This is a genomic window from Streptomyces sp. CA-249302 (assembly GCF_050936785.1).
In the GTDB taxonomy this organism is placed as follows: Bacteria; Actinomycetota; Actinomycetes; order Streptomycetales; family Streptomycetaceae; genus Streptomyces.
This window is the reverse complement of record NZ_JBNJMG010000001.1, coordinates 4,078,059-4,101,091: the sequence shown is the minus strand read 5'-3', so window position 1 is coordinate 4,101,091 and position 23,033 is coordinate 4,078,059. Positions and strand designations below refer to the sequence as shown.

Sequence of the window (23,033 nt, the reverse complement as noted above, 5' to 3'; positions counted from 1 at the left end):
GCCGATACGGCTAGTAGTTCCCCACTAGTAGTTCCCCACGTCCACCCGTGGCGGCCCGTCGTGCCAGGTGCAGATCACCGAGACCTTGTCCGTGCCCGAGGTGAACTCCACGCGGATCCAGGTGTCCGTCTTCCATGTCTGCATCGACCAGCCGGTCGCCGGGGTCGCCATCACCAGCGACGCGGACGTCTTCCCGAGGTCGAAGACCACCCGCCCGCCGTCGGTGTCGTAGCTCTTGACCTGGCCGGACGCGGAGGGGGAGGTGGACGGCGTGGGGGAGGCGGACGGCGTGCTCGACGGGGTGGGCGTCGGTGTCGCCGAGGGCCTGCTCGACGGGCTCTTCGGCGGCGAGGGGCGGGTCGTCGAAGAGGCCAGCGGCTTCGACTCCTGCGTGGTCGCGTCGGCCGCCGTGATCGGCAGCGCGCGCGGCGGGTCGTACGCCGTGCCGGCCATCACCGTGTGGACGCCCCACCACGACAGCGTGACCGCCGCGCCCGTGGCGAGCGACCAAGCCAGTACGTGTACGAGTCCTCTGCGCATCGCCGGTCATACTGCCTCACGCGTCCCACCCGCCGCACCCGTCCGGAGTTATCCACAGCCCTTACCGGTAGCTGCCGGGAGTTGTCCACAGGCCCCGATGCGGCTCGCCCGCATGGCGTACGGTGCCGCGCATGGCAAGTGTGCTCGTGGTCGAGGACGACCAGTTCGTGCGTTCGGCGCTGATCCGGCACCTGACCGATGCCGCGCACACCGTGCGCAGTGTCGGGACGGCGCTGGAGGCGCTGCGCGAGGTCGCCCATTTCCGTTTCGACGTGGTCGTCCTCGACCTCGGTCTGCCCGACCTGGACGGGTCCGAGGCGCTGAAGATGCTGCGCGGTATCACCGACGTACCTGTGATCATCGCCACGGCCCGGGACGACGAGACGGAGATCGTCCGGCTGCTGAACGCGGGCGCGGACGACTACCTGACCAAGCCGTTCTCGGTCGAGCACCTCTCGGCGCGGATGGCGGCCGTCCTGCGCCGCTCCCGCACCGTGCCCGGTGACGCCCCACCCTCCTCGGTGCTGCGCGTCGGCGGCCTCACCGTCGATCCGCTGCGCCGCCAGGCCGAGCTGGACGGCGTCCGACTCGACCTCACCCGGCGCGAGTTCGACCTGCTCGCCTTCCTGGCCGGCCGCCCCGGTGTCGTCGTCCCCCGCAAGGAACTCCTCGCCGAGGTGTGGCAGCAGTCGTACGGCGACGACCAGACGATCGACGTCCATCTTTCGTGGCTGCGGCGGAAGTTGGGCGAGACGGCGGCCCGGCCGCGGTATCTGCACACCCTGCGCGGTGTCGGCGTGAAGCTGGAGCCGCCGGGCGGGGAGGGGGCGCGATGAGGTGGGCACTGGTCAAGGTCTGTGTGGCGGTCACCGCCATGGTCGTGGTCGCCTTCGCGGTGCCGCTCGGCCTGGTCATCAAGGAGATGGCCCGGGACCGCGCGTTCTCGAACGCCGAGCGGGAGGCCGCCGCGGTCGCCCCGGCGCTGTCCATCACCACCGAGCGCGACCAGCTGGAGCGGGTCGTCGCCTCGGCCGGCTCGGACTCCGGGATGGCCGTCCACATACCGGCGGCCGGCGACCAGCAGGCCGTCGACATCGGGAAGCAGCGCGCCGCCGGCAAGGACATCGCGACCGTGCGCCGGCTCGGCCGCGCCTCCACCACGAAGGTGTCCGGCGGGGCGACCCTGCTGCAGCCGGTCGCGCTGAGCTCCGGCGCGATCGCGGTCGTCGAGGTGTACGTCCCCGAGTCCGAGGTCAGCAACGGCGTCGGCACGGCCTGGGCGGTTCTCGCGGGCGTCGGCCTCGCGCTGATCGTCGGCTCGGTCGCGGTCGCCGACCGGCTGGGCGTACGGATGGTGCAGCCCGCCCAGCGGCTGGTCGAGGGCGCGCACGAACTCGGCGAGGGGAAGCTCGGGTCGAGGGTGCCGGAGGAAGGGCCGACCGAACTGCGGCTGGCCGCCGTCGCGTTCAACTCCATGGCCGACCAGGTCGTACAACTGCTGGCGAATGAAAGGGAGTTGGCGGCGGACCTGTCGCACCGGCTGCGTACGCCGCTGACCGTGCTGCGGCTGAACGCGGCCTCGCTCGGGGACGGGCCGGCCGCCGAGCAGACCCGGGCCGCGGTCGCCCAGCTGGAGCGCGAGGTCGACACGATCATCCGGACCGCCCGGGACGCCAAGCCGCAGACCGCGGCCGCCGGGCCCGGGGCCGGGTGCGACGCGGCCGAGGTGGTGCGGGAGCGGATGGGCTTCTGGTCGGCGCTGGCCGAGGACGAGGGCCGCAAGTGGCGGGTGGCCGGCGCGGACCGGCCGGTGCGGATACCGGTGGCCCGGGCCGACCTCGGGGCCGCGCTGGACGCCCTGCTCGGCAACGTCTTCCGGCACACCGCCGAGGGCACCGCCTTCGCCGTCGACCTGCACAACGGCGAGGACGCGGTGATCGTGCTCGTCTCCGACGCGGGCCCCGGCATAGCCGACCCCGAGGCGGCGATGGCACGCGGCCGGGGTTCGGGCAGCGCCGGCTCGACCGGCCTGGGCCTGGACATCGTGCGCCGGCTCGCGGAGGAGACCGGCGGGGACGTACGGATCGGCTCGTCGGTCCTGGGCGGCACCGAGGTGCGGATCTGGATCCAGCTGGACGGGCGGGAGCGGACGCCGGGCCGCAGGGGACACCGGGGAGCCGGACGACGTCACCGACAGGGCAAATTGGTCTCGACCTTTAACCGTCCCCGATCCCTCCCTTAAGCGCACCCTAAGAACCTCAACCCCCGCCCGGAACAGGCACTTTGCCCGTTTCCGGGTCGCTAGCGTGCTGCCGCACCCACCCCGGGAATCCCAGTGAACTCCCGTGAATCCCCGTGGACCCCGTGAAAACGAAGGCAGGCACGCGCATGAGCACGCACCGGCGCAAGGTCAGTGGCAGAAACAAGGTGATCGGCGGGGCCGTCGCCGCGGCCGTGGTCGGTGGTGGCGCGCTCCTGCTGACCGGCACCGCGCAGGCCGCCGGGGTCGGCGCCGCGTACACCAAGACCAGTGACTGGCAGACGGGTTACACCGCCCAGTACGTCGTGACGAACAACAGCGGCGCCACGGAGAAGACCTGGAAGCTGGAGTTCGACCTGCCGTCGGGCGCGAAGCTCAGCTCGCTGTGGAACGCCGAGTCGAGCGTGAGCGGTCAGCACGTCACGGTGACTCCGGCCAAGTGGGACACCGACGGGCTCGCGGCCGGCAAGTCCGTCGACGTCGGCTTCGTCGTCAACGGCAGCGGCGATCCGACCGGTTGTGTCATCGACGGCGCCAAGTGTTCCGCGGACGACGGCGCGACCCCCGAGCCCAGCGGCCGCCCGACGCAGTCCGCGACGCCGACGGCCACCCCGACGCCCACCGCGACCGCGACCTCGAAGCCCACCCAGTCGGCGACCCCCACGGCCACCGCCTCCCCGACCCAGAGCTCCGGCACCGGCACGACCGTGAGCGCCGGCTTCGCCCCGTACGTCGACACCTCCCTCTACCCGGCCTTCGACCTGCTCGCGAGCGCCGACGCGACCGGCGTGAAGAACTACAACCTCGCCTTCGTCACCGACGGCGGCGGCTGCACCCCCAAGTGGGGCGGTGTGACCGACCTCGGCAGCGACGGTGTGGCCGCCCAGATCGGCGCGCTGCGCGCCAAGGGCGGCGACGTCCGCGTCTCCTTCGGCGGCGCCTCCGGCTCCGAGCTGGCGACGACCTGCTCCTCGGCGGACGCGCTGGCGACGGCGTACGGCAAGGTCGTGGACGCGTACAAGCTGACCAAGGTCGACTTCGACGTCGAGGGCGGCGCGCTGCCCAACACCACGGCGAACACCAACCGCGCGAAGGCGATAGCCAAGCTCCAGGCGGCCCACCCCGACCTGGACGTCTCCTACACCCTCCCGGTCATGCCCGAGGGCCTCACCCAGGACGGCGTGAACCTCCTCTCCAACGCCAAGTCCAACGGCGTGAGGATCAACACCGTCAACATCATGGCGATGGACTACGGCGCCTCGTACAGCGGCGACATGGGCACGTACGCCGAGCAGGCAGCCACCGCGACGCAGGCCCAGATCAAGAGCGTGCTCGGGCTCTCCGACGCCGCCGCCTGGAAGGCGGTCGCGGTCACCCCGATGCTCGGCGTCAACGACGTCTCGTCCGAGATCTTCAAGGTCGACGACGCCTCCCAGCTGGTCAGCTTCGCCAAGTCCAAGGGCCTCGGCTGGCTGTCCATGTGGTCGGCCACCCGCGACAAGCAGTGCGACGGCGGCGCGAAGAACTTCGCCGACGCCACCTGCAGCTCGATCGTCCAGGACAAGTTCGCCTTCTCGAAGGCCTTCGGCGCCTTCAACTAGCCGCCAGGACACGGGGGTCGACGCGCCCCGGCCGGCACTTCCCCCCATCCGGCCGGGGCGCGCACACGTACATTCGGCGGTACGGCGAATACGGCGGTACGGCGGTCAGAAGGGCCCGGGGCCTCCGAAGCCGCCGAAGCCCCCGAACCCGCCCCCGCCCGGCCCGCCGGGCCCGGGCCCGTGATGGTGGAACCCGTCGAAGAGCGCGTCCGCCAGCAGCATCCCGCCGACGCCCGCCGCGCCCGCCACCAGCGCCGTCTTCCACCAGGGCCGGCTGTACCAGCCGCCCGGCACGGTACGGCCGCCGACCACACCGCCCGGGTAGTAGTACGGGTTCGCCGCACCGGGCTGCGCGGACGCGGTGTACGTCTGCCCGCCGACCGTGACCTGCCCGCCGCCCAGACCGGTGGTGGGCAGGGCGGGACCGGGGTCGAGGCCCAGCGCGGTGCGGGCGGTGCGCACATGGTGCAGGCCCTCGACCGCGGTCTGGGTGACCAGCGCGTACTGCGCGGGGGAGTAGGCAGTGGCGAGCTGGCCCTGGGCCGCCCGGTGCCGTTCGCCCGCGTCCGCCAGGGCCTGCCGGGCGGCCTGGTTCCCGCCCGCGTCCAGCGTCGACAGACTCCCGCCGAGCAGCTCCACCCAACGGTGCGCCTCGGCACCGGCGTCCGCGGTGGCGTCGTACGACTGCTGGGCGGATCCGCCGCCGAAGCCCGAGCCGAAGCCCGGACCGGTCCCCGAACCCGCCCCGCCCGCCCGCTGTCTGCCGACGAACGCGACCACACCGCCGATGACCAGCGCCAGCAGGACCAGCGCGATGAAACCCATGACGTCCTCCCGAGACCTGCGGGGTTCGCTTCTCATCCGTCCCGCACACCCCATGAGACGCCCCGGCGCTGAGAGGTCTCTGATCCCCGGCTGAGCGGTCCCTGTGAGTCCGTTCCGCAGCTCGTCTTCGGGGCGTTTCCGCAGGTCACAAGTGCATCAAGATCCTTACGGGGGTTGGGGGTTCACGCGCGGCCCACACTTGTGCGCCAGCTGGGGAGGAAGTGTGGACATCGCCCGAAACGCGTACAGGCGGCCCGTACCGGTACCACCCCTTCCGCTCCGGACTCGCACAGCTCACCGACAGCAACCCCCGCCCACCCCCTCGGCGAGCCTCCGCCGCGCACAAGAGGTGCCGCTACCTTCCGGCCGACACGGTCGAATTCCGGCCATGGCCTGCGAAGTTGCAGGCCAAGTTGAGGGAGGGCACTTGAACAGACGCATCGGGGGGACGCCCACCGGGCGCAGATCCCGGCACAGACGTGGCGCGCAGGCCGTCGTGGCGGCACTGCTGCTCACGGGGCTGGTCACCGCCACCGACCCGTTCGGCGGCACGACGCTGCTGAGCACCGCCACCGGGACGACGGCCTCGGGCGGCACCGTCCACGCCACCACCCTGGAGGACGGCGGCAGCGCCACCGCGGCCAAGGCGCTGTCCTTCCTGTCGGAGGACGAACTGGCCCGGCGCAAGGCCAGGTTGAGCGGAGAGCGGGTCGAGCTGACTTCGCAGCGCACTGCGGACTCCACCGTGTACGCGAACCCGGACGGCACGCTCACGGCGGAGTCGTACGCGGGCCCGGTGCGGGTGAAGCAGGCCGACGGCTCCTGGCAGGCCATCGACACCGACCTCTCGGACACCGGTCCCGCCCTGGAACCGGAGGCGGCGGCCGCCGACATCGCCGTCTCGGACGGCGGCGACAAGACCCTCGCCTCCGTCTCCCAGGATGACGTGTCCCTGACCCTCGGCTGGGAGAGCACGCTGCCCACCCCGAAGGTCGACGGCGACACCGCCTCGTACGACCTGGGCGACGACCAGACCCTCACCGTGACCGCCCTGAAGCAGGGCATCTCCGAGAACGTCCTCCTGGACGCGGCCCCCGACACCTCCGGCGGCGCGCTCTCCTACCGCATCCCGGTCCACCTCGACGGGCTCACCCTCTCCAAGGCCGCCTCCGGGCACCTGCTGCTGAAGAACGCCGACGGCGAGCTCGTCGCCGAGGCGCCCGCGCCGATGATGTGGGACTCCTCCAAGGACCCGGCCTCCGGCGAGTCGAAGCACATCGCGCCCGTCGCGACCGACATCGAGACCGCCGCCGACGGCAGCCAGACCCTCGTCCTCACGCCGGACCCCGCCTACTTCGACCAGGACCTGACCTACCCGGTCACCGTCGACCCGACCAGCACGCTCGCGGTCACCACGGACACTTGGGTCGCCACCAACTACCCCGACTCGCAGATATCGTCCGCCGAGTTGAAGTCGGGCACGTACAACGCCGGCAGCACGATCGCCCGTTCGTACCTGAAGTTCGACGTCTCGGACTTCGCCGGGACCGACATCCTCGACACCAACCTGGCCCTGTACTCGTACTGGTCCTCGTCCTGCTCGACCTCCGGCTCCGGCACCCAGATACGCCGGATCACCTCGACCTGGTCGTCCTCCACGATCACCTACGGCGACGAGCCGTCCTCGACCAGCACCGGCGCGGTCGTCTCCACCGCCGCCAAGGGCTACTCGGACGACTGCCCGGCCGGCACGGTCAACTTCGACATCGACGACATCGTGCAGGCCTGGGCCGACGGCTCCACCAACTACGGCATCAAGGTCAAGGGCACCAGCGAGACCGACAGCCTGACCTGGCGCCGCTGGCGCTCGGCCAACTACGTCTCCGGCGCGGACAGTTCGACCGAACCGCACCTGACGGTCACCTACAACTCGTACCCGAAGACGCCGACCTCGCTCACCCTCTCGCCGAGCACCACCAGCTCCGGCGAGAAGATCGTCACCTCGGTCAACCCGGTGTTCTCCGCCAAGGTCAGCGACGTCGACGCGGGCGCCAAGGCCAGGGTCCAGTACGCGATCGAGCCGGACCCCGACTACGCCGACACCACTTACGCGTACACCAAGTCCAGCGCGTACGTCAGCTCCGGCAAGGCGACCGCGCTCACCGTCCCGTCCTCCAAGTCCCTCACGGACGGCACCCACCTGCGCGTCCGCGCCCGCGCCTACGACGGCACCGACTACTCCACCGCCTGGACCTCCTGGCAGACCTTCACCGTCGACACCGGCGCCCTCGACATCCCGGACGTGCCGACCGACCTCCAGACCGGCGCCACCGAGACGGCCACACCACTGCTGACCGGACTGGTGGGCGCCGTCGGACAGGAGGCCGTCAACGCCGAGTACGTCCTGTACGACAGCACGGGCGCCGTCGTCGGCGACACCCCGCTGGGGACGGCCACCGTCTCCACCGGTGAGCGTGCCTCCCTGGTCGTGCCGCAGGACCTCACCGACGGCGCCACCTACAGCTGGAAGATGCGGGCCTGCGTGGAGGACGTCTGTTCCTCCTACACCTCGAAGCACACCTTCACCGTCGACGTGGCCGCCGAGGAGGGCGACGACACGTCGACGGACACCGTCCCCACGGCAGTTGAGCACCTGGCCGCGACGGCCGGAGAGACGGGCGCCCTCGTCACCTGGGAGCCCCCGGCCAACTGGGGTGTCACCGACGAGGACCTGAGCTACACCGTCACCGCCCTCAAGAGCGGTACCACCGTGGCCACTTCGACCACGGACGGTACGTCGGCGGTCATCAAGGGCCTCACCAACGGCACCGCCTACACCTTCAAGGTCACGGCGACCAACAGCGTCGGCACCGGCCCGGCCGCCACCTCCGGCGCCGTGACCCCGGCCGCCGTCACCGGCGGAACCGCCGCCTACCAGGCCGTCGTCCAGGCCTACCTGGACGCCCATCTCGCCCTGCTCACCGGCGACTACGCGAGCGCCGACGCCGCCGCCGACGCCAGCAGCTCCGGCACCGGCTTCGCCGACGTGCTCGCCGCCGAGCAGTCCGACCCGCTCGCCGACCGGGCCGCGCTCGGCGACGAGGACTCCGACACCTACGAGCCCGCGGTCGCCCTCACCGACGTACTCGCCATGCCCGGCACCACCACGGGCACCGTCGTACTGCGCGCCACCGCCACCCTCACCGACACCGTCGTCGCCGGTCAGGAGAGTGACGACCCGGACTCCACGGACGAGGCCGAGGAGACCACCCGCCTCTACACCCTCACCACCGCGACCCCGCCGGTGATCACCGGCTACCAGGACGCGGCCGCCGCCGAGACCACCGTCAGCGACTCCGCCGACGCCCTCGCGGTCGCCGACACCACCACCTCGGACTCCACCACCGTCCCGGACGTGATGGAGACCGACGCCGACGGCAACCTCGTCACCGGCACCACCACCACGGCCACCGCCGCCTCGGCGAACGCCACCTACGCGGCCGACATCTCCTGGGGCGGCACGGCCAGTTGGGCCCGCGACCACTGGAACTCCAAGCACGACTACGACAACGACTGCACCAACTTCGTCTCCAAGGCCCTCAACAAGGGCGGCGGGATGAACAAGAAGTCCGGCGGCACCCGTTGGACCTACGACGACGATGACTACTGGTGGCGCGACGACAGCAACACCTGGCCCAAGCGCTCGTACTCCTGGGCCAACGCCTACCACAACGCCAACTTCATCAGCCGACAGGCCACCTATGCCTGGCACACGAAGAAGAGCCAGGTCAACGTCGGCGACATCGTCTACTACAACTGGAACATCAGCGGCGACGACCACCCCAGCGGCTTCAAGGGGATCAGCCACGCCTCCGTCGTGACGAAGATCGACTCCCAGGGGAACATCTACATCACCCAGCACAGCAACAACCGCAAGAACTACCGGCTCACCAAGCAGCGCACAGGCAAGTACAAGAACATGTCCGTCTGGATCGTGTCCGTCTTCCCCTGGTACGAGTGAGGAAGGGCCCCCTATGCCCGCCACGTCACGTGTGAAAGGCCTGGGCGCGCTCCGGCTGCCCCTGCGCTGGTCGCTGCCGCTCGGTGCCGAGGCGGTCCTCGCCCTGGCCACCGCGTACGGCATGTACTCGCTCAGCGGACATGTCTACTGCGACCGGGCCACCCAGGACAGCCGCCTCTGGCTGGCCGCCGGGATCCTGCTGTCCCTGCCGCTGACCTGGCTGCTCGCCGGGCGCACCGGCCGCGGCGCCCGCCCGGCCATGTGGGCGCTGATCGTCGTACGACTGCTGCTGGCGGCCTTCGTGTTCCTGCTGCTCCAGCCGTTCTCGGGGGAGTGGTACATGGAGTGCTGACCAGGTGACCCACTGAACCGGGGCGCGGCGCCCCCCTCGGCCGCCGCGCCCCGCCCCCCGTCTGTGGACCCCCGTTACTGCGCCGTCTCCACCGGAGCCAGCGTCCCGGTCCGTGCCGCCTGCCCGTACCAGAGGGCGCTCGACTTCGGGGTGCGGGCGAGGGTCGCGTAGTCGACGTAGACCGCGCCGAAGCGCTTCTCGTAGCCGTACGCCCACTCGAAGTTGTCCAGCAGGGACCACAGGTAGTAGCCGCGCACGTCCGCGCCGTCGCTGATCGCGCGGCGCACCGCTGCGAGGTGGCCGTGCAGGTAGGCGATCCGCTCCGGGTCGTGGACGCGGCCGTCGGGGTCGGGCTTGTCGTCGTAGGCCGCGCCGTTCTCGGTGATGTAGAGCGGCAGGCCCGGGGCCTCGCGCGTGTAACGCATGATCAGGTCGTGCAGGCCCGTCGGGTCGATCGTCCAGCCCATCTCCGTGCGCTCGCCCGGGGTTTGATGGAAGGCGACGTCGTCGGCGCCCGGCCACGGGGTGTGCTCGCTCGCGCCGTGGCCGTCCGTGCGCGGACCGGTCATCGCGGTGTCCGCCGCCGAAACCAGCGACGGCGTGTAGTAGTTGAGCCCCAGCGCGTCCAACGGCTGGTGGATCGCCCGCAGATCGCCGTCGAGGACGTACGACCAGTCGGTCACCAGCTCCGTCGCCGCGAACAGCGACTCCGGGTACGCCCCGTGCAGCATCGGACCGTGGAAGACGCCGTTGGCCAGGTCGTCGATCTTCCGGGCCGCCGCCAGATCGGCCGCCTCCTGCGAAACCGGCCTGACCACCGCCGAGTTGAGGCTGATCGCCACCGAGTTGCGGGCGGGCATCACCGACCGCAGCGCCGAAGTGCCGAGCCCGTGCGCCAGGTTGAGGTGGTGGGCGGCCCGCAGCGACGCCTCCGGGTCCGTCCGGCCGGGCGCGTGCACCCCGGAGCCGTACCCCAGGAAGGCGCTGCACCACGGCTCGTTGAGCGTGATCCACTGCTCCACCCGGTCGCCCAGCGCCTCGCCGACGATCTGCGCGTACTCTGCGAACCGCAGCGCCGTGTCCCGCTCCGGCCAGCCGCCCGCGTCCTCCAACTCCTGCGGCAGATCCCAGTGGTAGAGCGTCACGGCCGGCTTGATGCCGTGCTCGAGCAGCTCGTCCACCAGCTTCCGGTAGAAGTCGAGGCCCACCTGCACGGCCGGGCCCCGTCCGGTCGGCTGCACCCGCGACCAGGAGATCGAGAAGCGGTACGCCGACAGGCCGAGCTCGGCCATCAGCGCCACGTCCTCGCGGAAGCGGTGGTAGTGGTCGACAGCGATGTCACCGTGCTCGCCGCCGGCCGTCTTGCCCGGCGTATGGCTGAAGGTGTCCCAGATCGAGGGCGTACGGCCGTCCTCCCGCACCGCCCCCTCGATCTGGTACGCGGAGGTCGCGGCGCCCCAGAGGAAGGCGGGAGGAAAGGTCACCGGGGTGGCCGGCGTTGCGGGTTCAGGCATGGAAGCGCTCCCATTGGAGGTCGTGGAGACCGAGACGTATGACAGATGACGTGTGCTATATGACATGTCACATGTGACATGTCATATGTGACATAGCACTGACGGGTCGTCAGCCCTTGATCGCACCCTGCATGATCCCGCCCACGATCTGCTTACCGAACAGCACGAAGGCGATCAGCAGCGGCAGCGTGCCGAGCAGCGCGCCCGCCATGATCACGGCCTGGTCGGGGACATAGCCGGTGCCGAGCGAGTTCAGGGCGACCTGCACGGTCGGGTTCTGCTGGTTGAGGGCGATGATCGGCCACAGGAAGTCGTTCCAGGCCATGACGAAGGTCAGCAGCCCGAGCACGGCCATCGCGGGCCGCGCCGCCGGGAACACCACGTGCCACACCACCCGCAGACTGCTCGCGCCGTCCACCCGGGCCGCCTCGATCAGCTCGGTGGGCAGCGCCTGCAACAGGTACTGCCGCATGAAGAACGTGCCGAAGGCGCTGACCAGGGTGGGCAGGATGACCGTCTGCAACTGATTGGACCAGCCGAGGTCCGACATCCACAAGTACAGCGGTACGACGGCCAGCTGCGGCGGGATCATCATCGTGCCGATGGTCAGCAGCAGCAGGGTGCTCGAGAACCTGAACCGCAGCTTGGCGAAGGCGAACCCGGCGAGCGTGGAGAACACGACCGTACCGAGGGTGATGGTCCCGGCGACGATCGTGGAGTTGACCATCGCGGTGCCGAGCCCGGCCTGGTCCCACGCGGCCTGGAGGTTCTTGAACAGGTTCGCGCCGAACCACAGCGGCGGCGGTGACTGCGCCAGCCGCTCGTTGTTGCGCGAGGCCGCGATGGCCGTCCAGACCAGCGGGGCCAGCGAGATCAGCGCGAAGACCACCAGGACGACGTAGGTGACCGGACCCGCGTGCATCTGCTTGCCCGCGCCCATCATCCGGCGCGACCGTCGCGGCTCCTTACGGATCTGAGGAACCGTCAGTTCACTGGTGGTCATTGGGACTTCCTCAACCGTCGGGTGATCAGCAGGTTGACCGCGGCGACGACCAGCAGGATCAGGAACATCGTCCAGGCGATCGCGGAGGCCTTGCCGAGGTTGCCGATGCCCCAGCCCTGGTCGTACATGTACAGGCCGAGCGTCTGGTACTGGTGCGCGGAACCGCCCTTGGAGCCGCTGACCCCGCCGAACAGGAGCGGCTCACCGAACAGCTGCGTCGCGCCGATCGTGGAGACGACCACCGTGAACAGGATCGTCGGCCGCAGCATCGGGACCGTCACATGGCGGAACTGCTGCCAGCGGCCCGCGCCGTCGATCGCCGCCGACTCGTACAGGTCGGAGGGGATCGCCTGCATCGCCGCCAGGTAGATCAGCGCGTTGTAGCCCGTCCACCGCCAGATCACGATCGAGGAGACCGCGAACTGTCCGCCCCAGTCGGACTCGCGCCAGTTGATCGGGTCGATCCCCACGAAGTGGAGCAGCCAGTTGACCATGCCGCCGTCCCACGAGTACAGCAGCGTGAAGACCAGCGTCGCCGCCGCCACCGAGGTGGCGTACGGGGTGAGCATCACGACCCGCCACAACGTCGAGCCGCGCAGCCGGTAGTTGAGCAGATGGGCGATCCCGATCGCCATCAGCAGCTGCGGGACCGTGGAGATCACGCCGATGGTGAAGGTGTTCTCCAGGGCGTTCCAGAAGAACTCCGAGGACAGCAGGTTCTTGTAGTTGTCCAGTCCGGCCCACGTCTGGTGGTCCAGGCCGGACAGCTGCACGTTGTGCAGCGAGTACCAGGCCGTGTAGAGGAGCGGCACGAGCCCGAAGGCCCCGAAGATGACGAAGAAGGGGGCGATGAACGCGTACGGGGACGCCTTCATGTCCCAGCGGTACAGCCGGCTGCGCCACGATTCGGGGCCGGGCGGCGGCGTACCGCGACCGTGAGCGCCCCGGGCCGCGCCCGGCGGGGTGCCGGGCGCGGCCTCGGCGCTCGACGCGGGATGCGCGAGTGCCTGCTTGGAGCTGCTCACTGGCCGAGCACGTCCTTGACCTCGTTCTTGGCCGCGTCCCAGCCCTGCGTCGGGCTCTTGCCCTTCTGCTCGACCTGGAGGATGCCGACGTCCGTGATCGCGGTGTTGATCGGCTGGTCCTTGACGCCGAAGTACTGGACCGGGATGGTCTTGGCCGAGTCGGCGAAGATCTGGGTGATCGGCGCGTCCGAGAAGTAGGCCGTGGTGTCCGCGGCCGGCTTCAGGGCCGAGTACGCCGACGGGGTCGACGGGAAGCTGGCCTGCTTGGCGAAGACCTTCGCCTGCTGTGCGGGATCGGTCAGCCACTTGGCCAGCGCGATGGCCTCCTTCTGGTGCTTGCCCGCCGTCGGCACGCCGAGGAAGGAGCCGCCCCAGTTGGACGCGGTCGGCGCGGCCGCCACGTCCCAGTTGCCCTTGCCCGAGTCACCGGACTTCTGCTCGATGTAGCCGATCATCCAGGCCGGGCAGGCGACCGTCGCGAAGGACGCCTTGGCGTAGCCCTGGTCCCAGGTCGGGTCGAACTGCTTCAGCTTGGCCGACATGTTGCTGGTCGCCACCGACATCGCGACGTCCCAGGCCTTCTTCACGCCATCCGACTTGTCCCAGATGACGTTGCCGTCCTTGTCGTAGTACCGCTCGGTGCCGCCGCCGAGGGCCGCGTTGTACACCGACGACGCCGAGTCCACGAACTTGGTGCCCTTGGGCGCCTTCTTCATGTACTCCTTGCCGACGTCGACGTACTTCGCCCAGTCGCCCTTCCACTCCGCGGCGAGCTTGGTGCGGTCGGTCTCCAGACCGGCCTTCTTGAACAGGTCCTTGCGGTAGCAGATCGCCATGGGGCCGACATCCGTGCCCAGCCCGATGAGCTTGCCGTCCTTGGTCGTGGCCTGGGCGTTCTTCCAGTCCAGCCACTGGGACTTGTCGACGTCCTTGCCGAGGTCCACGAACTTGTCGCCCTGCGTCTGCACGGCCTCGGTGATGTTGCCGACCTCGATCGCCTGGATGTCGTCGGTGCCGGAGCCGGCCTGGAGCCGGGTGAGCACCTTCGGCCAGTACACGTCGGTACGGGTGGTGACGTTCTCCTTGATGCTGATGTCCGGGTGCAGCTTCATGTACTCGTCGTAGAGGCCGGCCTGCTTGTAGCCGAACACACCGAAGGTGCCGACCGTCAGCGTGGTCTTGCCGCCTGAGTTGCCGCCGCCGCTGTCGTTCGACGAGCTGTCGTCCGAGTCCTTGGAGCAGCCGGCCAGCAGTCCCGTCGCCAGCGCGGCGACGGCCGCGAGGGCCATCAGCCTGCGGGACCGTCGGGTACTCGTGCCCATTTGCGTCCTCCTGTTGCCTGACGTGCCGACCCCCCGGCCAACTGCATTGGTGGCGCCCGTTCGTACTCGCTGCGGCTCGGGCGGGGAACGTGCGGGATGTGTATGTGTCAGGTACTGTGGGAGCGCTCCCACAAGTGATGTGTTGAAGGTTCGCCGGTTCCGGCGGGGGTGTCAAGGGAGTCGGCATGGCGAGATGCGTTCAGTTATCGGGCTGTTAAGTGGACTTGATGGGTCCGGTGCCGGTGGGGATTCTCGGGCGCCCCCGGGGGGTCGCTCACTGATCCCCCGGGACTGTTAGATTCCAGGCCAACACTGGTTCGACGGCGGAAGGGCGGAGCCAATGGCGCGGAGCCGGAGCGGGGGTCGTCCGACCCTCGAAGAGGTGGCCGCGCGTGCCGGTGTCGGGCGCGGCACGGTCTCCCGGGTGATCAACGGGTCGCCGCGGGTCAGTGACGCGACCCGCGCGGCGGTGGAGGCGGCGGTTGCCGAGCTCGGCTACGTGCCCAACACCGCGGCCCGCGCCCTCGCCGCCAACCGCACGGACGCGATCGCGCTGGTGGTCCCCGAGCCGGAGACCCGGTTCTTCGCGGAGCCGTACTTCTCGGACATGCTCAAGGGCGTCGGCGCCGAACTCTCCGACACCGAGATGCAGTTGCTGCTGATCTTCGCGGGCAGCGACCGCGAGCGCCGCCGACTCGCGCAGTACCTGGCCGCGCATCGCGTCGACGGCGTACTCCTCGTCTCGGTGCACGCGGACGACCCGCTCCCCGACCTCCTCGCCCAGTTGGAGATCCCGGCGGTGATCAGCGGCCCCCGTTCCGCCGCGGAGACGCTGACCTCGGTGGACTCCGACAACTACGGCGGCGGCCGCTCGGCCGTGGAGCACCTGCTGTCCCGGGGCAGCGGAAAGATCGCCCACATCACCGGCCGCCTCGACGTGTACGGCGCCCAGCGCCGCGTCGACGGCTACCGCGACGCCCTGCGCGACGCGGGCCACGAGGTGGACGAGAGCCTGATCGAGCCGGGCGACTTCACGGAGGAGGGCGGCCGCCGGGCGATGACGAGGCTGCTGGCCCGCTGCCCCGACCTGGACGCGGTCTTCGCCGGCTCGGACGTGATGGCGGCGGGCGCCCGCCAGGTGCTCCGCGAGGAGGGCCGCCGTATCCCCGACGACGTGGCCCTGGTCGGCTACGACGACTCGGCCATCGCCCGCCACATGGACCCACCCCTCACCAGCGTCCGCCAGCCCATCGAGGAGATGGGCCGCCGCATGATCGACCTCCTCCTCACCGAGATCGCCGACCGGCGACCTGCGGTGTCGCGGGGGCTGGAGCGTCGGCAGGTGGTGCTGGCCACGGAGCTGGTGGAACGTACCTCTTCCTGATCACCGTCCCCCAGCGCGCTCTGACGCGCACGACTCCCCGTCCCCTGCGGCCGTTGACGAACTCCCCGCTGCCGAGCCGTACCCCGGCGTTCAGTGGGGTAGGGCCAGGCGCCAGCGTTGCTCGCCGTCCTGTTCCTCCGCCGTCGGCTCCAGCCCGGCCGCCCGGGCCACCGCGGCGGACGCCGTGTGGTCGGGGTGGACATGGGCGACGACGGTCCGGATGCCGGGGCGGGTCGTGAGCCAGGTGACGAGTGCACGGGCGGCTTCGGAGGCGAGGCCGCGGCCCTGCCAGGGGGTGCCGACGACCCAGGCGATCTCGGCGGTGGGCCCGGCGACGGTGGCCTGTACGGTGCCCACCAGGCGGGAGTCCGTTCGCTGCCGCAGGATCCAGTTGAGCCAGGTGACGGCGGGGTCGGGGGAGCCGGTCACCAGGCGTTCGTAGCGGGTGCGCAGGGCTTCGGGGGTGGCGGGGGTGCCGCCGATGAAGGTGTGCAGGGCCGGGTCGGACAGTACGGCGGCCATCTCGGCGGCGTGTTCGACGCGGAGGGGGAGGAGGTCGAGGCGGGAGGTGTGGATGACGTCGGCGGTGTGCATGTCGGTATGAGTGTCCCTCTTCACGCGGAAACCGAAAGACGGTCGGTCATGGCCGGACGCTCCCCGTAGAGGATTCCAGAAGCCGACGAGACGCGCGTCGGCTCAGGGGCGTTACCCTCGTCTTCCAGACGGACCGAGTCCCAGGACCCGGCTGACGGGGGGATCGTGGAACTCATCGGTCGGGATGATCAGCTGGAGCTGTTGCGCCGGCTGCTGGCCGAGCCACGGAGTCACGCGAGCGCGATGCTGTTCCGCGGATCGCCCGGCATCGGGAAGACGGCGTTGCTCGGCGAGACCGCCGCCCTCGCCGAGGGGCTCGGCTACCGGGTCCTGCGTACCAGCGGCGTCGAGGCCGAGAGCGACATCCCCTACGCGGGTCTCCAACTCGTCCTCCGCCCTCTGGCCGCGGGAGCCGCCGAGCTCGCCGCGCCGCACAGACAGGCCCTGGACACCGCGCTCGGACACGCCGGGGCCGGTGTTCCCGACGTCTTCCTGGTCGGTCTGGCCGTGCTCAACCTCCTGGCCGACGCGGCCGCGGTCGCGCCGGTGCTGGTTCTGGTCGACGACGCCCAGTGGCTCGACGACGCCACGGCGAGTGTCCTTGCCTTCGTGGCGCGCAGGGTCGGCACGGAGCCGGTGGTCGTGGTGGGAGCCGCACGCGACGGCTACCGGTCGCGGCTGGGCTCGGACGAACTCACGTCGGTGACCCTGGGCCCGCTCACGGACGGCCAGGCCATCGAACTCCTGGCCGACCGCGCCCCGGATCTGCGGCCGACCGTGCACCGGCGGCTGCTGGCCGAGGCCGCCGGGAACCCCCTGGCCCTGACCGAGCTCTCCCGCACCCTCGGCGCGTCGGCCGATCCGTACTCGTCCGAACTGCCGCTCACCGAGCGGCTCGAACGGGCCTTCACCGACCGCCTGGAGGCCCTGCCCGACATCACCCGCAGTCTGCTGCGGATCGCGGCCCTCGACGACAGCTCGTCGCTCCCCGAGATCTACCGCGCGACCCGGCAGCTCACCGGCGCGACGGCCGGAACCGCGCAGCTCGAACCGGCCGTGCGCGCCCGGCTGGTCCAAGTCGTGGGTACGGAACTGCGGTTCGGGCATCCGCTGATGCGGTCGGCGATCCACCAGACCATGCCCACCGGCGTCCGTCACGCGGTCCACGCCGCACTCGCCGCCGTGCTCGACGATCATCCGGACCGTCGGCTGCGGCACCGGGCCGCCGCGGCCGACGACCCGGACGAGACGGTCGCCGCCGCGTTGGAGGACGCCGCTCACCGGGCCGCACGCCGCGGCGGCATCGCGGCGGCCGTCACCGCCCTCGAACAGGCCGCCGGGCTCAGTGAGGACGCCGACCGCCGGGCGGAACGGCTGTTGCGCGCCGCCGACTTCGCCGTCGAACTCGGCCGGCCCGAGACCGTGACCCGGCTGCTGGACCAGGCGCTCACCGGGCCGCTGTCGCGACGGCAGCACGCCACGGTCGTCTGGCTCCGCGGCAGCTTCGACGAGGGACTGCACAGTCACGCTTCGGGCGCCAACTCCCTGACGGCGCTCGCCGAGGAGATGGCCGCTCAGGACCGTGCACTGGCGCTGCGGATCCTGTGGAGCGCCGCGCAGTTGTGCTTCTGGTCCGACCCCGGCGCGGAGGGCCGCCGCACGGTTCTGCGGGCCGTGGAGCGAATGGATCTCGACGAACTCGATCCGTGGCGCCTGGCCATCTGCGCCTACGCCGCGCCGGTCGACCGCGGCGCCTTCGTCCTGGACCGCGCCCGCCACGTCGCCCTGAAGGAGGGCGACGACGGCCGTGCCTACCGGATGCTCTCCACCGCCGCGCTCCTGGTCGGCGGATTCGACCTGGCGCGGGCGTTCTCGGCGGCCGGTGGTGCGCCGTTGCGCGCCCAGGGACGCCTGGGGCTGTTGGCCCGGACGGTCGGCGCGGACGCGTGGAGCGCTCTCGTGGTCGGCGACCTCGGCGCCGCGATCGCCGCGACCGAGGAGTCACGGAGGCTGGCCCGCGAGACCAGCCAGACGATGATGTACGCGCTGATGACAGCCACCGCCGCCAAGCTGGCCGCGTTGCGCGGTGAGGCGGATTCCGCCCTGGAGCTGGCCGAGGAGGCGGAGGAGATCGGGCTGCCGGCCGGCGCACGTCCGGTGCTGGCCACCGCGTCGATGGCGCGCGGGCTGGCGGCCTTGGGCGTGGGGCGGTTCGAGGAGGCCTTCGGCCATTTCCGCCGCCTGCACGATCCGGCGGATCCCGCGTTCCAGGTCGCGCTGCGGCTGACGGCCGTGGGTGACCTCGTCGACGCGGCGACGCACTGCGGGCGGTCGGAGGCCGTGCTCCCCGTCGTGACGGAGCTGGAGGAGGTCGCCACGGTGACCTCGGCGCCGGTGCTGCACGCCGAACTGCGCCTGGCCCGGGCACTGCTGGCCGCCGACGAGGACGCCGATCCGCTCTTCTCGGGTGCGTTGAGCGCCGACCTCAGTGCCTGGCCGCTGATCAGGGCCCGTACTCACCTGGCCTATGGCGAATGGCTCCGGCGTCGGCGGCGCAGTGTCGAGTCCCGCGAACACCTCCGTGCCGCCCGGGACATGTTCGACGCCCTCGGCGCGATCCCCTGGGGGGAGCGGGCCCGCAGGGAACTGCGCGCCGCGGGCGAGACCAGCCGCCGCCGGGCCCCGGACGCCCGGGACCGGCTGACCGCGCACGAGCTGCAGATCGTCCAGCTCGCCGCCGACGGGCTGACCAACCGCGAGATAGGCCAGCGGCTCTACCTGTCGCACCGGACCGTCAGCTCGCACCTCCACCGGATCTTCCCCAAGTTGGGCGTGGTGTCGCGCGCCGAACTGCGCACGGTGGTCAGCGCACTGCGCTGACCACCGTCACATGACGCTCGCTTCCGCCCGCACGGCGCTCCTAGCGTTTCCTCTCGTCAGGACATCGGCAGGGGGGCGGTCCCATGGTGTGGAACGGCGTCCAGCAGGCATCCGATCCGCCGATGGTCGGCCGCCAGGCCGAACGGGAAGCCATCGGAGGACTGCTCGACGCGGTGCGCGACGGACTCGGCGGAGTCCTGGTCCTGACCGGCGAACCAGGGATCGGCAAGACCCGCCTCCTCGAGTACGCCGCGGCCACCGCTGCGGAACTGCGCGTGGTCCGGCTGACCGCGGTCGAGCCCGAGACCGGTCTCGGCTTCGGCGCGCTGCACCGGTTGCTGCGGCCGTTCCTGGACCGGAGGGGCCGGCTGCCCGGGCCGCAACGGGCAGCGCTGGACGCGGCCCTGGGCCTGGTGCCGGGGCCGCCCGCGGACCGCTACCTGGTCGGCCTCGCGACGCTGACACTGCTGTCCGAGGCCGCCGCCGACCAGCCACTCCTGTTCCTTCTGGACGATGCGCAGTGGCTGGACCGGGAGTCGGCCGAGGCACTCGCCTTCACCGCTCGGCGACTGCACGCCGACTCCCTGGGCCTGATCATCGCCGTCCGTGACGGACTCGGGGACAACGGCCTGTTCGACGGGTTGAGCGTGTTCTCCGTGACCGGTCTGCCGGAGCCGGAGGCCAAGGCCCTGCTCTCCTTCGCCGGCCGGCGGGTGGACACGGCGGTCGCCGACCGGATCGTCGTCGGTACCGGCGGCAATCCGCTCGCGCTGCTGGAGCTGGCCGACGCCCTGGCCGCCGAACAGCTGTCCGGTGTCGCCCCGTTGCCCGACCCGCTGCCGGTGGGCCGACTGCTCGAAGGACACTTCCGACGCCTGGTCGCGGCCCTGCCGCCGGAGACCGCAACCCTGTTGCTGCTGCTCGCGGCGGCCCCTTCGGACGACGCGGGGATGATGTGGCGGGCCGCCGGGCGACTGGGCCTGTCGGCCCGCGCCGTCCAGCCGGCCCTCGCCGCCGGAATCCTCGACCGGGACACGCCGACGGCCTTCCGGCATCCCCTGATCCGCTCGACGGTGTACGCCGGAGCCGAACCCGGCGAGCGCCGCCGGGCGCACGCCGCACTGGCCGCCGCCTGCGACCCCGTACGGGACGCCGACCGCCGCGCCTGGCACCGCGCCGAAGCCGCCGAGGGTGTGGACGACGCCGTCGCCGACGACCTGGCGGCCGCCTCCGAGCGGGCCCGCGCCCGCGGCGGCCACTCCCAGCAGGCCCTGTTCCTGTCCCGGGCCGCCGAGTTCACCAAGGACCCGGACAAACGGGCCGAGCGGCTGCTCGACGCGGCACAGGCCCACCTGATGTCCGGCGACCCACCGGCGGCCGGGACCGCGCTGGACCTGGCCGGTGCCGACATCCGCGGCCCGGTGATGCGTACCCGCGAGCTGCGGATGCGGGCGACCGCGCAGATGTTCCGGATCGCCGTCGCCGACGTTCCCGCGATGCTGCTGGACGCCGTGACCCGGCTCGGCGCGCGGGACCCGCGGCTCACCTGGGAGCTGCTCTGCGAGGCGCTGCATGCCGCGCTGGTCGCCCGTGACACCCTGCGGGGCACCTCGCTCGCCGAGGTCGCGGCGGCCGTCGTCGCCGCGCGGCACACCCCCGACCCCGCCGGGCGCGGCCGGGACCTGCTGATGGAGGGTCTGGCCCGTCGCGTGGCCGAGGGCTACGAGCACGGCGCGCCCGTGCTGCGGACCGCTGTGGACGACATGCGGGGCGGCGGCGGGATCCGGGACGCGAACAGTCCGTTCGCGGTGATGCTGACCATCGCCTGCGACGACCTGTGGGACATCCGGGCCGGGCGTGAGCTCACCGGCCGCCTGGCGGCGGCGGGCCGCGACTCCGGTGCGCTGTACGCGCTGAGCATCACGCTGCTCTGCGAGGCGTACTACGAACTCTGGGACGGACGTTTCACCGAGGCGGAGGTCCGCTACGCCGAGTTCGACGACCTCGCGGCCGCCACCGGCTTCCCCGGCGGCGGGGACATCAACCGGCTCAACCTGTTCGCCCTGACCGGCCGGGAGGCCGAGCTGCGGGCGGCGGTGCGGAAGGCCGCGGAGCTGAGGAGCATGGGCCACGGCGTGCTCCAGCTGATGGCGCAGCACGCGCTGGCTCTGTTCGAGTTGGGGCGGGGCCGCTACGGGCAGGCGCTCAAGCACGCGCGGACGGTTTTCGGGGAGGATCCCCCGGCCGGCGGCAACCTGGTTCTGCCGCTGCTCGTCGAGGCCGGTGTCCGCACCGGTGACCGGGCCGCCGTGAGCGCGGCCCTGGCCCGGCTGGAGGAACGCGCCCCGCTCGCCGGCACGCCCTGGGCCCTCGGCAGCCTGGCCCTCGGCCGGGCGTTGACGACCGAGGGCGACGATGCCGAGAAGTCGTACGAGGAGTCGGTGGACCTGCTGGGACAGGGACCGCTGGCCCTGGAACAGGCCCGCTCCCGGCTGCTGTTCGGTGAGTGGCTGCGCCGCCGCAAGAGGCGTTCCGATGCCAGGAGGCAGCTGCGTGCCGCGTACGAGAGCTTCGACGCGTTCGGCGCGGTGCCGTACGCCGAACGGGCCAGGACCGAGCTGCTGGCCACCGGCGAGAGGGCCCGCAGGCGGACCGAGGAGACCAGGTTCGATCTCACTCCGCGGGAACGTCAGGTGGCCTCCATGGCCGCCTCGGGGCTGACCAACGGGGAGATCGCGACGCGGTTGTTCGTCACCGCCTCGACGGTCGAGTTCCACCTGAACAAGGTGTTCCGCAAGCTCGGCATCACCTCCCGGAAGCAGATCCCCCACGCGATCGGCGAACCGGGCCCGGCGACCGGCGGCTGACTACTTGGCCAGGAAGGCCAGCAGCGCCGCGTTGACCTCCTCGGCGTGCGTCCACAGCAGGCCGTGCGGGGCGCCCTCGATCTCGACGTACTCGGCCGAGGGCAGCAGCGCGTGGAAGGGCCGCCCGGTGGCGTCGACCGGCAGGATCCGGTCGGCCGTGCCGTGCAGGATCAGTGTCGGTACGTCGATCTTGGCGATGTCGGCCCGGAAGTCGGTGATCCACGTGGGCACGCAGGCCACCGACGCGTATGCCGACGCGCCCGCCGCAACGTTCCAACTGGCCCGCACGGCCTCTTCGCCGATACGGCTGCCGAGCGTCTCGTCGAGGTTGTAGAACGCCTCGTAGAAGCTGGTGAAGTAGGCGTAGCGGTCTTTGGTGACAGCCTCCAGGATGCCGTCGAAGACGGACCGGTCGACGCCGCCGGGGTTGTCGTCGGTCTTCACCAGGAAGGGTTCGAGGGAGGCCAGGAAGGCGGCCTTGGCGATGCGCTGCGAGCCGTACCTGCCCAGGTAGCGGCCCACTTCCCCGGTGCCCATGGAGAACCCGACGAGTACCGCGTCGGTGAGGTCCAACTCGGTCAGCAGCGCGTCGAGATCGGCGGCGAAGGTGTCGTAGTCGTAGCCCGTGGTCGGCTGCGAGGACCGGCCGAAGCCGCGCCGGTCGTAGGTGACGACCCGGTGGCCCGCGTCGAGGAGGGCCGGGAGCTGCTTCTCCCAGGAGTGGCCGTCCAGCGGGTAGCCGTGGATCAGTACGACGGGCCGCCCGCTCCCGTGGTCCTCGTAGTACAGCTCGATGTCGGCGGAGTTCTCCCGGCCGACGGTGATGTACGGCATGTCGGTTTCCC

The 23,033-nt window shown here is 71.3% G+C and carries 16 protein-coding genes; 8 read left to right on the top strand and 8 right to left on the bottom strand.

All coding sequences use genetic code 11. The features are described 5' to 3' along the window. Positions 1 to 24: 24 nt before the first annotated feature. Positions 25 to 540: a hypothetical protein gene (locus ACQEWB_RS18295; RefSeq protein ID WP_432832217.1), complete on the bottom strand. Its 516-nt coding sequence runs from the start codon at positions 538 to 540 to the stop codon at positions 25 to 27. 131 nt (positions 541 to 671) lie between these two features. On the opposite strand from ACQEWB_RS18295, the gene ACQEWB_RS18290 reads away from it, so the two are divergent. The 3 genes from ACQEWB_RS18290 to ACQEWB_RS18280 all read left to right on the top strand — a co-directional run bounded on the left by ACQEWB_RS18290 (position 672) and on the right by ACQEWB_RS18280 (position 4,401). Next, the gene (locus ACQEWB_RS18290; protein ID WP_432832215.1) at positions 672 to 1,376 is read left to right on the top strand and encodes a response regulator transcription factor; all 705 of its coding nucleotides are present in this window, start codon (positions 672 to 674) and stop codon (positions 1,374 to 1,376) included. After that, on the top strand, positions 1,373 to 2,782 hold the full coding sequence (locus ACQEWB_RS18285) for a sensor histidine kinase (protein ID WP_432832213.1): 1,410 nt from the start codon (positions 1,373 to 1,375) through the stop codon (positions 2,780 to 2,782). The genes ACQEWB_RS18290 and ACQEWB_RS18285 overlap by 4 nt, the downstream gene beginning before the upstream one ends. A 146-nt stretch (positions 2,783 to 2,928) precedes the next feature. Further along, positions 2,929 to 4,401, top strand: a complete 1,473-nt coding sequence (locus tag ACQEWB_RS18280; RefSeq protein WP_432832211.1) for a glycoside hydrolase family 18 protein — start codon at positions 2,929 to 2,931, stop codon at positions 4,399 to 4,401. A 105-nt stretch (positions 4,402 to 4,506) separates the two neighbouring features. Here ACQEWB_RS18280 and ACQEWB_RS18275 read toward each other — a convergent pair whose 3' ends face one another. After that, positions 4,507 to 5,226: a hypothetical protein gene (locus tag ACQEWB_RS18275; protein ID WP_432832209.1), complete on the bottom strand. Its 720-nt coding sequence runs from the start codon at positions 5,224 to 5,226 to the stop codon at positions 4,507 to 4,509. A 427-nt stretch (positions 5,227 to 5,653) separates the two neighbouring features. On the opposite strand from ACQEWB_RS18275, the gene ACQEWB_RS18270 reads away from it, so the two are divergent. Further along, positions 5,654 to 9,247 carry a DNRLRE domain-containing protein gene (locus tag ACQEWB_RS18270; protein WP_432832206.1) on the top strand — a complete coding sequence of 1,198 codons (3,594 nt, stop codon included), beginning with the start codon at positions 5,654 to 5,656 and terminating at the stop codon, positions 9,245 to 9,247. A gap of 13 nt (positions 9,248 to 9,260) precedes the next feature. After that, a complete protein-coding gene (locus tag ACQEWB_RS18265) occupies positions 9,261 to 9,599 on the top strand; it encodes a hypothetical protein (protein WP_432832204.1) in 339 nt (112 codons plus the stop codon). Between the two features lie 74 nt (positions 9,600 to 9,673). Here ACQEWB_RS18265 and ACQEWB_RS18260 read toward each other — a convergent pair whose 3' ends face one another. The 4 genes from ACQEWB_RS18260 to ACQEWB_RS18245 form a co-directional block, all read right to left on the bottom strand. Continuing rightward, a complete protein-coding gene (locus ACQEWB_RS18260) occupies positions 9,674 to 11,113 on the bottom strand; it encodes a GH1 family beta-glucosidase (RefSeq protein ID WP_432832202.1) in 1,440 nt (479 codons plus the stop codon). A 109-nt stretch (positions 11,114 to 11,222) separates the two neighbouring features. Next, entirely contained in the window at positions 11,223 to 12,116 is an 894-nt protein-coding gene (locus ACQEWB_RS18255) for a carbohydrate ABC transporter permease (protein ID WP_432832200.1), read from the bottom strand. Further along, complete coding sequence (locus ACQEWB_RS18250; protein ID WP_432832198.1) at positions 12,113 to 13,141, bottom strand: carbohydrate ABC transporter permease; 1,029 nt, start codon at positions 13,139 to 13,141, stop codon at positions 12,113 to 12,115. The genes ACQEWB_RS18255 and ACQEWB_RS18250 overlap by 4 nt, the downstream gene beginning before the upstream one ends. After that, on the bottom strand, positions 13,138 to 14,463 hold the full coding sequence (locus ACQEWB_RS18245; RefSeq protein ID WP_432832196.1) for an ABC transporter substrate-binding protein: 1,326 nt from the start codon (positions 14,461 to 14,463) through the stop codon (positions 13,138 to 13,140). Before ACQEWB_RS18245 ends, ACQEWB_RS18250 begins: the two co-directional genes overlap by 4 nt. Before the next feature lie 340 nt (positions 14,464 to 14,803). On the opposite strand from ACQEWB_RS18245, the gene ACQEWB_RS18240 reads away from it, so the two are divergent. Continuing rightward, the gene (locus tag ACQEWB_RS18240) at positions 14,804 to 15,847 is read left to right on the top strand and encodes a LacI family DNA-binding transcriptional regulator (RefSeq protein ID WP_432832194.1); all 1,044 of its coding nucleotides are present in this window, start codon (positions 14,804 to 14,806) and stop codon (positions 15,845 to 15,847) included. Between the two features lie 90 nt (positions 15,848 to 15,937). On the opposite strand, the gene ACQEWB_RS18235 is transcribed toward ACQEWB_RS18240, so the two are convergent. Next, on the bottom strand, positions 15,938 to 16,441 hold the full coding sequence (locus tag ACQEWB_RS18235) for a GNAT family N-acetyltransferase (RefSeq protein WP_432832192.1): 504 nt from the start codon (positions 16,439 to 16,441) through the stop codon (positions 15,938 to 15,940). Positions 16,442 to 16,606: 165 nt separating this feature from the next. On the opposite strand from ACQEWB_RS18235, the gene ACQEWB_RS18230 reads away from it, so the two are divergent. Together ACQEWB_RS18230 and ACQEWB_RS18225 are read left to right on the top strand one after the other, a co-directional pair. Beyond that, positions 16,607 to 19,321 (top strand): ATP-binding protein, encoded by a 2,715-nt coding sequence (locus ACQEWB_RS18230; RefSeq protein WP_432832190.1) that lies wholly within the window; start codon positions 16,607 to 16,609, stop codon positions 19,319 to 19,321. A gap of 83 nt (positions 19,322 to 19,404) precedes the next feature. Continuing rightward, positions 19,405 to 22,188, top strand: a complete 2,784-nt coding sequence (locus ACQEWB_RS18225) for an AAA family ATPase (RefSeq protein ID WP_432832188.1) — start codon at positions 19,405 to 19,407, stop codon at positions 22,186 to 22,188. Here the strand turns inward: ACQEWB_RS18225 and ACQEWB_RS18220 are convergent, their stop codons facing one another. After that, complete coding sequence (locus tag ACQEWB_RS18220) at positions 22,189 to 23,022, bottom strand: alpha/beta fold hydrolase (RefSeq protein ID WP_432832186.1); 834 nt, start codon at positions 23,020 to 23,022, stop codon at positions 22,189 to 22,191. Positions 23,023 to 23,033: the final 11 nt, after the last annotated feature.